Source organism: Microbacterium sp., from assembly GCF_011620665.1.
Taxonomy (GTDB): domain Bacteria; phylum Actinomycetota; class Actinomycetes; order Actinomycetales; family Microbacteriaceae; genus Microbacterium.
In genome coordinates this window covers 20685-32936 of record NZ_WOYQ01000021.1, presented here as the reverse complement: position 1 = coordinate 32936, position 12252 = coordinate 20685, and the positions used below count along the sequence as shown (strand labels likewise).

The window sequence follows — 12252 nt, the reverse complement described above, 5'->3', positions numbered from 1 at the left end:
ACCCGGCCACTCAGTTCACCGCTCGGTCGATGTAGCGGAGTGGAATGTCGATGGTCACCTCGGTGCCGCTGCCGGTGATCGTGTGCCAATCGATCGTGCCGCCGAGTTCTCCCTGGATGAGGGTGCGCACGATCTGCGTGCCCAGCCCCTGACCGACCTGCCCTTCGGGGAGCCCTACGCCGTTGTCGCGGACGCGCACCTCGAGGCGTTCCTCGCTGCGGGCGGCGCTGATCTCGACCTCGCCCTCCTTGTCCGCCAGACCGTGCTCAACGGCATTGGTGACAAGCTCGGTGAGCGCCAGCGCGAGCGGTGTCGCGTACTCGCTGGGCAGTGTCCCGAAAGTGCCGCTCTTCAGGGTGCGTGCTCGCGTATTGGGTGATGCCGCCACTTCGGCCACGAGCTTCAGCACCTGGTTGAAGACCTCGTCGAAGTCGACGTCCTGCGCGAGCCCCGCCGACAGCGTGTCATGGACGACCGCGATCGCGGACACACGGCGCATGGCTTGGGTGAGCGCGTCGCGGGCCTCGTCGGAATATGTGCGACGCGACTGGATGCGCAGCAACGAGGCAACCGTCTGCAGGTTGTTCTTGACGCGATGGTGGATCTCCCGAATCGTTGCGTCCTTGGTGATGAGCTCCTGCTCCTGGTGACGGATCTCCGTCACATCACGGCAGAGGACTATCGCCCCGATCCGGCTGCCGTGCTCGCGCAGCGGGATGCTGCGCAGCGACACCGTGACGCCGCGCGCTTCGAGATCGGCGCGCCACGGAGCACGGCCGGCCATCACAATCGGCAGGGACTCGTCGTATTGACGCTGGGAGGGAAGGAGAGCCGATGCCACCTCGAGAAGCGACTCCCCCTCGAGCTCGTCCTCGAACCCGAGCCTGTTGAATGCCGAAAGGGCGTTGGGGCTTGCGAAGGTGGCGATCGCGTCCGCGTCGAGTCGGATCAGACCGTCCGAGGCACGCGGGGCGCCCCGTCGGGGGGATGTCGGCGCAGCGAGGTCGGGAAAGTCAGCGGCGGCGATCATTCCGAACAGGTCGTCGGCGCAATCGTTGAAGGTGATCTGCTGGCGCGAAGGGGTGCGCGCCTCGCCCAGGTTGGTGTGGCGGGTGAGCACCCCGATGACCGTCGCCGCCCGATCCGCCGTGGCCCGCTCCCGGACGATCGGCACGGCACGCACGCGCGTCGGCGTTTCCTCGAACCAGTCCGGCGAAGCCGAATCGACGATGCGGGCCTGGGTGAAGGCATCCCGCACCTGCGTGCGCCACTGCGGACGGACGAGGTCACCGACGATATCGCGGTAGAACAGCGTCGCCGCGCCCCCAGGACGAGTGTGCGCGACAGCGACGAACGAATCGTCGCTCATGGTGGGCACCCAGATGACGATGTCGGCGAACGCGAGGTCGGCCAGGAGTTGTCCGTCCCCGACCAGACGGTGCAGCCACTCGATATCCTGCTCGCTCGAGCGGCCCTGGGCGTAGACGAGATCGCTGAGTGTCGACACGCGTCCAGCCTAGATCCACGCGCTCAGGCCGCGCGGTGAGTGACTCGAGCGCGCGAAGGACCCCGCCGAGAGTGCCGCCCCTCGCGGGTGTCACGCACACGCACCGGAGGGTCGACCGCCTCCCCCACGAAACGGCGCAGCGCCGCCGAGAAGGCTGACCGCCCTGCGACCTGCGCGATGGGCTGTGCGGCCAGGAGCGCCGCGTCGGCCGCCTTGACATCCCACGGCAGGAACCAGAGGTGGTCGACGCCGAGATAGCGTTCCAGCGTTCGGCGCACCTGCCCGCGCGCGTCGATGCCGAGCGCTCCGGTGCGCGCTTTGTTCACGACGACGCGCACCGGGGTCGACCCGGCAACGGCGCGCAGCTCCCCATAGCCGCGCACGAACCGCGACACACTCGTCGGATCCGCGGCGACGACGGCGATGATCACATCGGCCTCGGCGAGCACGGCGAGCGTGGCCGCGTTGCGCCTGGGGCCGTCGAGATCGCTCACGATCTCCTCATCGCTCTCCAGGGGCGAAGCCACGTCCACGATGGCATCGGTCACCCACTCCCGGCAGACGCCGAGTGCTCCGCGCACGCGCTCGCGGCTCAGTTCAGGCCACCGGCCGGGGCGGTTCACACCCGTCAGCACCTCCACCGCACCGAGCGGCACGGCGATGCGTGCGAGCTCGGCAACGGTCAGCGTGCCCCGCTCCGCCTGTCGGCACGCCGCCGCAAATCCTGGTCCTTCGTCAGCCAGCCCCGTCACGAGCGCCATCGACGGCGCGTGCGAGTCGGCATCGATCAACGCGACCGAGCGCCCGTCCCTGGCCAACTCGCAGGCGAGTTCGACCGCGACCCGGGTCCGGCCGGGCGCGCCGGCGGGACCCCAGACGGCGATGACACGGCCGCGGGCGGAGGGAGCGGCATCCGCCGCGATCGTCGGCGTCGCCAACAGGGATGCGGCATCGGCACCCGCCTCACCGATTCCGACGCCGAACATGCGCGCCAGGCGGCGCTGGTCGTCGCGCAGACACAGCGCGATGATCCGCACACCGAATCGATCGCATGCCGCGACGAGCTGCGCCGTCAACGAGGAGCGGTCCGCCGAGACGATCAGCAGGTCGACACGGGCCAGCTCTCCGAGCAGCTGCGCCGCCTCCGGCCCGGCCATCGCGTCCGCAACCGCCGCAGCGGGTTCATTCGGGGCGACGACGAGCCGCACCTGCGCGCCCTCAAGCTCCAACTCGTCCGCGAGCGCACGCCCGCGCCTCCCGTCGACCGCGACGATCACCGCGCTCATCGAGCGATCCCCGCCGTCGGCACGATCGACATGCTCGCGCCGGCCGCGACGGCCGCGAGCGTGTCGGCGACATCGGCTCGCTCGATCACGAGCTCGACAGCCCTCCCCGCGCTCCCCATCACCGACGCCTCGTCGTCGACCGACACCACGGTCGCCGAGGCGACCAGGATCCGAGGGACGTCGAAGACTCCGCGTTCGATTTGCGGGGCCGCCCAGACCTCGACCGTCGTGCCGGCGCCCACCGCTGCCGGGAGCGCGGTGGCACTGGTCACCACGACCGTGGTGGTGCGCGCCTGCTCGGCCGCGCCGATCGCGGTCCGCGGCACCAGTTCTCCCGCCGTGACGGTGCGGAGGGCCACGGATCCGGGTTCGAAGCTCGCGGGCGACGCATACGCATCCTCTATCCGGCCGAGCGCGACCTCGACGACCTGCAGATCGCCGGAGGTCACGATCTCACCCGGCACGATCGTGCGCGATGCGGCGAAGACCGGAACGGTCTGCCGCGCCGCTGCGACGACGACCCAGACTCCGGCGATGGACACGACGATCAGGCCGACGCCGACGAGGAAGCGCACATCGGACCAGAAAGCCCGGGGGCGTGGGCGGGCAGGGGCAGTCTCACTCATGCGGTCCATCGTCGCCGACGACGCTCACCGGCATCCCTCTTTATCCACAGGGCGGCTTATCCACAGGGCGGCGTGGGCGGATGGTCGATGCGCGTCGCGGGAAGATAATGACCTCATGCCCGAAACACCCGAACCGGGGATTCGCCTCTTCGCGCCCGCGCAGGTCGCGGAGATGCTCCAGCTGCCCGTAGATGAGGTCATAGCGCTCGTCCTCGACGGCCGGCTGCGTGGCACAAAGGTCGGCAGGCCCGGGCGCTGGCGGATCGAGCCCGACAGCGTCAACGCCTATCTCGATGACCAGGCCGAGGAGGCTCGCCGCATCGCTCTCTGGCGCGAGTCGAACGCGGCGAGCTTCCCCGAGCTCTGGGGCCGCGGCGAGGTCCGGAACCCGGACTGACGACAGCGACGGGTTGCGGACGTCAGGGCAGTCCGGCGGCGGCATCCAGGCGTACGACGGCGACGGCGGCGAACGGGATCATGCGGAAGCCCGTGACGTTGTCGGCCCGGCGCGGCGTGCCGGACTCGTGGAGTGCGAGGTCGAGGTGATCGGATCCGGCGCGGTCGATGGTGCCCGAGAGCGTGCGGCCACCGGTCAGCTGGACCGTCGTGTAGATCCGCCGTCGCACGACGTCGCGCAGGACGAACCCGAAGGTCATCCGCTGCGCGAGAGCCGTCCCCGGCGCCGCGGCGCGGACACTGGACAGCACCGCGTCGGCCGATGCTCCGAGCGCCATCACGGCATGCAGCGGCACCAGCGACGCATCGGGCCGCCGCGCGTTCGCCTGAAGTGCGAACCAGTCCACCCCGACCCGGGTCACGGTCCCCACAGTCTCCCCTCCGCCGGAGAGATCGACCACGACCTGATGCCCCGCAGAAGCAAGCGCCACCAGGCGCTCGCGAATCGGTATGCGCGAGAGCCGGAGGCGCTCGGCTTCCGTGTCCAGCGCGGCGCGCTCGGCCTCCCATTCGGAGTCGAGCTGATCCTCCAGGTCTTCGAAGAAGCGATCCCAGCGCACGTCGCGAGGGTAGGCGATCGGCCACGTCCGCGCGGAGCCTCTCCACAGGTTGGAAGATTCTCATCCCACCGGCGCGTGCGCTGTGGTGTACTCATGCCACGTCGCCGACCCGGCATCCGCCCTTTCTCCCCCCCAGAGGAGGTCCGCATGGTTCCCCCACTCGCACGTCCCGATCGCCGCGCCGGCACGGCACTGGAGGTGGCGGAGTATTTCGCGCCTCAGCGCAGCTCGACCGCTCAACTCCCCGATCCGGCCACCCTGCTGCGCAATCTCACGATCGGTGTCCTCGAGGTGCTCGCCGGCGTGCGGGAGGTCGACCAGCTCGCCCGCTGGCTCGACGAAGACGCCTACCGGGCGCTCGTGATCCGCGCAAACCTCACCGCCCGCGCCCGGAGCGCGCGCGGAGTCCCCGCCGCGCGTCCCACCCACCGCATCCTGTCGATCCACTGCGCCTCGCCCGCGGACGGCGTCGTCGAGGGTGTCGTCATCTCGGCCGGCCCGGCGCGCACGCGCGCCGTCGCGATCCGCCTCGAAGGCTGGGACGGCCGCTGGCGCGCAACCTCGCTCGCGCTGCTCTGACCTGACCGCCTTTCGCTACTGGCGGTACGACGACAGGAAGTTGCCGAGCCGCTCGATCGCCTCCGTGAGCACGCGCGCTTCGGGCAGCGTCACGATGCGGAAATGATCCGGCGTCGGCCAGCTGAACCCGGTCCCCTGGACCAGCAGCACCCGCTCAGCCACGAGGAAGTCCAAGACGAACTTCGCATCGTCGTGGATCTCGTGCACATCCGGGTCCAATCGCGGGAATGCATACAAGGCACCCTGTGGCCTGTGACATTCCACACCGGGAATACTCACGAGCGCCTCGTACGCGGCATCCCGCTGTTCGTGGAGCCGACCCGTCGGAGCGATCAGCGCCTCGATCGACTGCACGCCCGACAGCGCCGCCTGAACGGCATACTGCGCGGGGACGTTCGGGCACAGCCGGGTCGACGCGAGCAGCTGGATGCCCTCGAGGAACCCCACCGCGTACTTCTTCGGCCCGGTGATGACCATCCAGCCGGAGCGGAACCCCGCCACGCGATAGGTCTTGGAGAGACCGTTGTAGGTCAGGCACAGAAGATCCGGAGCGAGGGTCGCCAGCGGAATGTGCTGCGCGTCGTCGAAGAGTATCCGGTCGTAGATCTCGTCCGACAGCAGCAGCAGGTCGTTCTCACGCGCGATCTGGACGATGCCCTCGAGGATCTCGCGGGAGTACACGGCGCCGGTCGGGTTGTTCGGGTTGATGACGACGATGGCCTTCGTGCGCGGCGTCACTCTCGAGCGGATGTCCTCGAGGTCTGGCTGCCAGCCGTCCTGATTGTCACACCGATAGTGAACGGGAGTGCCGCCGGCAAGGCTCGTCATCGCCGTCCACAGCGGATAGTCCGGTGCCGGGATGAGGACCTCGTCGCCTTCGTCGAGCAGAGCCTGCATCGTCATCGTGATGAGTTCGGAGACGCCGTTGCCCAGGTACACGTCATCCGGGTCGAACAACGGGAACCCCGGCACCTCCTCGTACCGCGAGACGACCGCTCGGCGGGCCGACATGATCCCGCGGCTGTCGCTGTACCCGTGCGCGTGCGGAATCGCGTCGATCATGTCTCGCACGATCTGGAAGGGGGCTTCGAACCCGAACAGGGCCGGGTTGCCCGTGTTCAGCTTGAGGATGCGATGGCCATCAGCCTCGAGCCGGTCGGCCTCGACCAGCGCGGCCCCTCGGATCTCGTAGAGGACGTCCTTCAGCTTCGACGACTGGTCCAGGATACGGCGGCTCATCGGATCAGGATATCCCCGCCCCGAGCGGGCCAATCGCCTCCGGGTGGCCCCGCGCTGACGGCCGAGGCCTGGCCTTCGGGTGTCCTACCGCTTCTTCTCGGCCGCGCGGCGCTGCGCACGGTTCTGCGGCGCGACGGTGGATGCCGCAGCATCGGCACGCTGACCGAAGGTGCCCCGCGGTGCCTCCGCAGCGGGCTCGGCGGCCTGCTGAGGCCGCCGAAGCTTGCTCGTCGCGGCCTGCTGCACCTGGCCGCGTTCATTGCGGACCTCGACCTCGCCGGCGTCGTTGGGCGCCGTGTACTGCAGGCGCTGCGCCTCGACTGCGGGCGCGGCCAGACCCTTTGCTTCGACTTCTCCACTGCCGGCCTGGCGAACTTCGACATCCAGATTGAAGAGGAAGCCGACCGATTCCTCCTTGATCTGCGCCATCATCGACTGGAACATCTGGTAGCCCTCGCGCTGGTATTCGATCAGCGGGTCACGCTGAGCCATGGCGCGAAGGCCGATTCCGTCTTTCAGGTAGTCCATCTCGTACAGGTGATCACGCCAGCGGCGGTCGAGCACCTGCAGAATGACCCGCCGCTCCAGCTCGCGCGTCGCGGCCGCGCCGAGGGTCTTCTCACGCGCGGCGTAGGCGATCTTCGCGTCCGAGAGGATCTCGCGCTTGAGACCCTCAGGGGTGACGCGCCCCCTGCTGCCGCTGTCGGCGACCACCTCGTCGATCGTGACACCGACGGGATAGAGCGTCTTCAGCTCGGTCCACAGGGCGTCGAAGTCCCAGCTCTCGGTGTGACCGTGGGAGGTGTGGTCATCGATGATGGCGCCGATGGCATCCTCGATGAAGTGCTCGACCCGCTCCGACAGATCATCGCCCTCGAGTACGTGCCGACGATCGCCGTAGATGGCTTCGCGCTGACGATTGAGGACGTCGTCGTACTTGAGCACGTTCTTGCGGATCTCGGCGTTGCGCGACTCGACCTGCCCCTGCGCGCTGCGAATGGCGCGGGAGACCATCGTGGATTCGATCGCCACATCGTCGGGGAAATTCGTGCGCGCGAGGATCGCCTCCGCCGCGCCCGACTGGAACAGGCGCATCAGGTCGTCCGTGAGCGACAAGTAGAACCGGCTCTCGCCGGGATCACCCTGACGACCCGAACGGCCGCGCAGCTGGTTGTCGATGCGGCGCGACTCGTGACGCTCTGTGCCCAGGACGTAGAGGCCACCGGCGTCCACGACCTTCGTCGCCTCTTCGGCAACGAGCTCGCGCATGCCCGTGTAGACCCCGTCCCACTCGGCCTCGTACTGGTCGGGCGTCTCGACGGGATCAAGGCCCCGCGCCTTCATCTCCTGGACGGCGAGGAACTCGGCGTTTCCCCCGAGCATGATGTCGGTGCCGCGACCGGCCATGTTCGTCGCGACAGTGACGGCAGCGAATCGACCGGCGCGAGCGACGATCTCGGCCTCGCGCGCGTGGTTCTTCGCGTTGAGGACCTCGTGCTTGACGCCCTTCTTCGCCAGCAGACGCGAAAGGTACTCGCTCTTCTCGACGCTGACAGTGCCGACGAGGACCGGCTGACCGGTCTCGTGGCGACGGGCGATGTCCTCGACGACCTGGGCGAACTTGGCCTGCTCGTTCTTGTAGACCAGATCGGACTGATCAGTGCGGATCATGGGCTTGTTCGTGGGGATCGGCACGACGCCGAGCTTGTAGGTCGACATGAACTCGGCCGCTTCGGTTTCGGCGGTACCGGTCATGCCGGCGAGCTTTTCGTACAGCCGGAAGTAGTTCTGCAGCGTGACGGTCGCGAGCGTCTGATTCTCGGCCTTGACCGGCACTGCTTCCTTGGCCTCGATAGCCTGGTGGATGCCTTCGTTGTAGCGCCGCCCGACGAGGATGCGGCCGGTGTGCTCGTCGACGATCATGACCTCGTCGTTCATCACCACGTAGTCGGTGTCGCGCTTGAAGAGGGCCAGCGCCTTGATCGAGTTGTTGAGGAAGGAGATCAGGGGCGTGTTGACCGACTCGTAGAGGTTGTCGATGCCGAGGTAGTCCTCGACCTTCTCGATGCCGGGTTCGAGCACGCCGATCGTGCGCTTCTTCTCATCGACCTCGTAATCCACGCCGGGCTCGAGCGTCTTGGCGATCTTCGCGAACTCGACGAACCAGCGGTTGGCCTCGCCGGACGACGGGCCGGAGATGATGAGGGGGGTGCGTGCCTCGTCGATGAGGATCGAGTCGACTTCGTCCACGATGGCGAAGAAGTGGCCGCGCTGAACGAGGTCGTCGCTTCGCGAAGCCATATTGTCGCGAAGATAGTCGAAGCCGAACTCATTGTTCGTGCCGTATGTGATGTCGGCGCTGTACTGCTCGCGACGCACCTCGGGCGTCTGGCCCGAGACGATCGTGCCGGTGGTCATTCCGAGGGCGCGGTACACGCGGCCCATGAGCTCGGACTGGTATGAGGCCAGGAAGTCATTGACCGTGATGACGTGGACACCCTTGCCGGCGATCGCGTTGAGGTAGACGGCAAACGTGGCGGTGAGGGTCTTTCCTTCACCGGTCTTCATCTCCGCGATGTTGCCGAGGTGGAGAGCCGCTCCGCCCATGACCTGCACGTCGTACGGGCGCTGACCGAGCGTGCGCTGGGCGGCTTCGCGGACCGCGGCGAACGCCTCGGGCATCAGCGCGTCGAGGCTTTCACCGGCCTCGTGCCGCGCACGGAGTTCTGCCGTCTCGCCGCGCAGCTCGTCGTCGGTGAGCTTCGAGTACTCCGCTTCGAGCGCCCCGACGGCTTTCGCGACCTGCTGCAGGCGGCGCAGGATGCGGCCTTCACCGGCACGAAGCAGTTTCTCGAGAGGATTGGCCACGGAGGATCTCCATACTTTCGGGCTTTCCGGCTGGTCGCCATTGCCGAGCTCGGCAACGAAAGCCTTGCGGGCATACCCACCCATGTTATCGGCCTGTGACCTTGGAATGCTCTGAGTCGCCATGAGAAGGCGTATGCGCGACCCCCGACGGCGGCACGGCTGCCCCACCGCCGACCTAGGATCGGGGTATGGCCGGAATCTGGGGCACCCGCAAGAAGGAGCGCGCGCAGCTTGCCGCGCAGGACGCCGAGCTCGGCCGACAGGCCGACGCGGCGCTCGTGGCGACGGACGAGCGCTTGCGGAGCACCGCAGACGAGCTGACGTTCGCCGAAATCGAGCTCGGCATGGAGGCTACCAGCGACCTTCGCGACGCGCTCACGGCCGTGCGCCGGCACCTCGGTGAGGCGTTCCACCTCAATCAGCTGAACCACGACGAGATCCCCGACACCGCAGAGGAACTGCGCACCCGCAACGCACGGATCATCCAGCTGTGCGAGTGGGCCGACGAACTCCTCGACGATCGCACCGAGGCGCTCGCGGCCCCGATCGCCCGAGCCCGACGCGCACCGGAGATCATCGCAGGCATCCGTGCCGACCTCGACGTGCTGAAAGATCGCCTTCCGGGATCCGAAGCGACCGTGGCACGACTCGCCGGACGCTACTCGACTGATGCGCTGCGGAAGATCGCCGGAAATCCCGGCGAAGCGGCCCAGCTGATCGATTTCGCCGGGCACGGCGCCGACATCTCGGAAGCCCGCCGACAGTCGGGTCAACGCGAACAGGCGAACCTCGCTCTCGAAACGTCGATGGAAGCGGTTCGACGGGCCACGACACTTCTGAATGCCGTGGACGCCTACGAGATCGAAGCGCTGCGCGCGGCCTCGACGCTCGCCGCGATCGTCGAGGATTCGCGTGATGACATCGTCACCGCCCGTGATCTGCGTCATGTCCCGAGCGTCGAGAAGGCCAGCATCGCACTCGAGAAGGCGCTCGGCACGTTGTCGCCCGCGGGAACGCCGACCGACCCGTTCCTCGAGCTGACGACCCTGCGCGAAGCCAACGGCGCTCTGGACGCCGCGGTGGCCGCCGCGCGCGAGCGCGCCGCCCGCCCCGTGCTGCCCGAAGCGCACGTGCGGCACGCGATCGATGATGCCGACCGACAGCTCGGCGTGGCGCGCAGTGTCATCTCCGGCCACCGCGGGTGGATCGGCGCCGATGCGCGCACGCGACTGGCCGAAGCGGAACGCCTGCGCCAGGACCTCTCGGCGTTCGCCGGGGCAGCCATCGCCGAGGACGACCGCGAGCGCGCTCTGACCGACGCCCGCCGGTGCGGTCAACTCGCCGCCGAAGCGCTTCAGCTCGCACAGCGCGACATCGACTCGTCGCGTCCGAACGACGGCGGGTGGGGCCAGAGCGGCGGGTGGAGCCAGGGCGGCGGCCGACGCCGCACGGGCAACGGCGGCGACATGATGGGCGGAATCCTGGGCGGTCTCGTGATCGGCGGCCTCTTGGACGGCATGTTCGACTGAGCCCGCCGAACGCGGGGGGCGGATGCCGCAGCATCCGCCCCCCGCCACAGTCGCCCGCTTACGAGGCGAGCTCCTCAGCGTCGGGTGCCGCGGTGGTCATGAGTTCGATGACGCCATAGTCCCAGCCCTTGCGGCGGTACACGACGCTCGGGTGGTCGGTGCGGGCGTCGATGAACAGGAAGAAGTCGTGGCCGACGAGCTCCATCCGATCCACCGCCTCCTCGACCGTCATCCATTCCGCGTCGAAGCTCTTCGATCGGATGACGACGGGCGAGTAGTCCTCGTCTTCCGCTCCGCCCGCGAGGATGCTCAGCTCACCGGCTTCGACGGCACTCAACGCGTCGACGGAGGCCGGCTCGACATCGATCCCCTGGAGCGAGCCGCTCTCCTTGTCCAGCTTCGCGCCGCGCGGGTGATTGCGGGCATCGACCCGCTTGTCCTTCGCGCGCCGCAACTGTTCCGCGAGCTTGTCGACCGCGATGTCGAGCGCCGCGAACTTGTCGCCGTCGGTTGCTTCGGCGCGCACCACCGGGCCCTTGCCCGTGACGGTCAACTCGACCGTCTCTTCCTCCCGGTTGCCATTGTGATAGGCCCGGTGGGTGACCTTCACCTCGAGCTTCTGCGCGCGCGGTGCGAGATTCTCGATGCGGGCGGACTTCTCTTCGGTCACGGTCCGGAAGCGATCCGTGATGCTCACTCCCACGCCGACGATGCTGGTTTCCATCCCTGACCTCCTTGTATCCGGGTCCACCCGGTCAAGGGCGGACCCTCGTTCGCCTTGTCATCTCCAGAGTATCGACACCCGCCGTCCCTGTCACCTGTGCGACGTGACTCGCGTAAGAGGTCCGCTACCCGGACACTTCACATGAGGCGAACAGGAACGCTACGCGGACCTATTGACGTGAGGCAAGACGCTGTGCAAGCCGGATCGCATCGCCGTCTCCGTGACCCGGGCGCAGCGTCGTGGCCACCGTGGCCGCACCGATGACGCACGCCCCCGCCGCCTCGAGCGCCCGTGCGGCCTCTCGGAGCGTCGCCCCCGTCGTCACGACGTCATCGACGATCACGACCCGCGCGCCCGCACAGCCGCGGGCGCGCAGCGTGCCGGCGACGTTGCGTTCTCGATCGGTGCGCCCGAGTCCGCGCTGATCGGCAGGCGCTCCCGTGCCGGAGAGCAGGCGTACGGGTTGCAGCCCCCCGCGGCGCGCGAGCAGCTCGGCGGTGGGATAGCCCCGCCGACGCATCGCCGATGCGGAGGATGGCACCGGGACGACGACGGCGTCGCCGTAGCCGACGGCCGCGCTCGCAAGCAACGGTCCGAGCGTGCGCGCCAGCGCCGTGCGTCCCTCTTCCTTGAACGCGCGGATCATGCGGGCAGCCGGCCCCTCGAAGGCCACTGCACTGGTGACCGGCATCCGCCCGAGACGACGCGTGAGTCCGCGGAAAGCCAACTCCGATCGGCATGCTCCGCACAGCGACACGTCCGGTTCAGCGCACCCCGCGCACCACGTCGGGAAGACCACGCCCAGGGCGTCAGCAAGGGCATCGACGACGACTGCGCGCACGTGTGAAGAGGGGGGCATCCTCCGACTGTGCACCGCG

At 68.5% G+C, this 12252-nt stretch carries 11 protein-coding genes; 3 read left to right on the top strand and 8 right to left on the bottom strand.

The genetic code is table 11. The features are described from left to right. Window positions 1-10 precede the first annotated feature (10 nt). From QZV81_RS03005 to QZV81_RS02995, 3 genes are read right to left on the bottom strand one after another with little or no spacing between them, the layout of a single operon-like run. A complete protein-coding gene (locus QZV81_RS03005) occupies window positions 11-1507 on the bottom strand; it encodes a PAS domain-containing sensor histidine kinase (protein ID WP_292832279.1) in 1497 nt (498 codons plus the stop codon). A 23-nt stretch (window positions 1508-1530) separates the two neighbouring features. Then, the gene (locus QZV81_RS03000) at window positions 1531-2793 is read right to left on the bottom strand and encodes a hypothetical protein (RefSeq protein WP_292832276.1); all 1263 of its coding nucleotides are present in this window, start codon (window positions 2791-2793) and stop codon (window positions 1531-1533) included. Beyond that, on the bottom strand, window positions 2790-3419 hold the full coding sequence (locus QZV81_RS02995; protein ID WP_292832273.1) for an SAF domain-containing protein: 630 nt from the start codon (window positions 3417-3419) through the stop codon (window positions 2790-2792). Before QZV81_RS02995 ends, QZV81_RS03000 begins: the two co-directional genes overlap by 4 nt. A gap of 115 nt (window positions 3420-3534) precedes the next feature. Here QZV81_RS02995 and QZV81_RS02990 point away from each other — a divergent pair, with 115 nt between their 5' ends. Continuing rightward, window positions 3535-3816, top strand: a complete 282-nt coding sequence (locus QZV81_RS02990; RefSeq protein WP_292832270.1) for a helix-turn-helix domain-containing protein — start codon at window positions 3535-3537, stop codon at window positions 3814-3816. A gap of 22 nt (window positions 3817-3838) precedes the next feature. On the opposite strand, the gene QZV81_RS02985 is transcribed toward QZV81_RS02990, so the two are convergent. Continuing rightward, the gene (locus QZV81_RS02985) at window positions 3839-4435 is read right to left on the bottom strand and encodes a hypothetical protein (protein ID WP_292832267.1); all 597 of its coding nucleotides are present in this window, start codon (window positions 4433-4435) and stop codon (window positions 3839-3841) included. Window positions 4436-4582: 147 nt separating this feature from the next. Between QZV81_RS02985 and QZV81_RS02980 the strand changes: the two genes are divergently transcribed. Beyond that, window positions 4583-5014, top strand: coding sequence for an Rv3235 family protein (locus QZV81_RS02980; protein WP_292832264.1), 432 nt, complete (start codon window positions 4583-4585; stop codon window positions 5012-5014). A gap of 15 nt (window positions 5015-5029) precedes the next feature. On the opposite strand, the gene QZV81_RS02975 is transcribed toward QZV81_RS02980, so the two are convergent. After that, the gene (locus tag QZV81_RS02975; RefSeq protein WP_292832261.1) at window positions 5030-6253 is read right to left on the bottom strand and encodes a pyridoxal phosphate-dependent aminotransferase; all 1224 of its coding nucleotides are present in this window, start codon (window positions 6251-6253) and stop codon (window positions 5030-5032) included. A gap of 84 nt (window positions 6254-6337) precedes the next feature. Next, window positions 6338-9121: a preprotein translocase subunit SecA gene (gene secA / locus QZV81_RS02970; protein WP_292832258.1), complete on the bottom strand. Its 2784-nt coding sequence runs from the start codon at window positions 9119-9121 to the stop codon at window positions 6338-6340. Window positions 9122-9309: 188 nt separating this feature from the next. Here secA and QZV81_RS02965 point away from each other — a divergent pair, with 188 nt between their 5' ends. Next, window positions 9310-10650, top strand: coding sequence for a hypothetical protein (locus QZV81_RS02965; RefSeq protein WP_292832254.1), 1341 nt, complete (start codon window positions 9310-9312; stop codon window positions 10648-10650). Between the two features lie 58 nt (window positions 10651-10708). Here the strand turns inward: QZV81_RS02965 and raiA are convergent, their stop codons facing one another. Then, a complete protein-coding gene (raiA, locus tag QZV81_RS02960) occupies window positions 10709-11374 on the bottom strand; it encodes a ribosome-associated translation inhibitor RaiA (protein ID WP_292832251.1) in 666 nt (221 codons plus the stop codon). Window positions 11375-11543: 169 nt separating this feature from the next. Next, entirely contained in the window at window positions 11544-12065 is a 522-nt protein-coding gene (locus QZV81_RS02955) for a phosphoribosyltransferase family protein (protein ID WP_292832248.1), read from the bottom strand. Window positions 12066-12252 lie beyond the last annotated feature (187 nt).

What these genes read in the sequence shown, in the direction of transcription:
- raiA (WP_292832251.1), bottom strand. Translation starts at nt 11,374, where the DNA reads ATGGAAACCAGCATCGTCGGCGTGGGAGTGAGCATCACGGATCGCTTC.
- QZV81_RS02990 (WP_292832270.1), top strand. Translation starts at nt 3,535, where the DNA reads ATGCCCGAAACACCCGAACCGGGGATTCGCCTCTTCGCGCCCGCGCAG.
- QZV81_RS02980 (WP_292832264.1), top strand. Translation starts at nt 4,583, where the DNA reads ATGGTTCCCCCACTCGCACGTCCCGATCGCCGCGCCGGCACGGCACTG.
- QZV81_RS02975 (WP_292832261.1), bottom strand. Translation starts at nt 6,253, where the DNA reads ATGAGCCGCCGTATCCTGGACCAGTCGTCGAAGCTGAAGGACGTCCTC.
- QZV81_RS02955 (WP_292832248.1), bottom strand. Translation starts at nt 12,065, where the DNA reads ATGCCGGTCACCAGTGCAGTGGCCTTCGAGGGGCCGGCTGCCCGCATG.
- QZV81_RS03000 (WP_292832276.1), bottom strand. Translation starts at nt 2,793, where the DNA reads ATGAGCGCGGTGATCGTCGCGGTCGACGGGAGGCGCGGGCGTGCGCTC.
- QZV81_RS02965 (WP_292832254.1), top strand. Translation starts at nt 9,310, where the DNA reads ATGGCCGGAATCTGGGGCACCCGCAAGAAGGAGCGCGCGCAGCTTGCC.
- QZV81_RS02995 (WP_292832273.1), bottom strand. Translation starts at nt 3,419, where the DNA reads ATGAGTGAGACTGCCCCTGCCCGCCCACGCCCCCGGGCTTTCTGGTCC.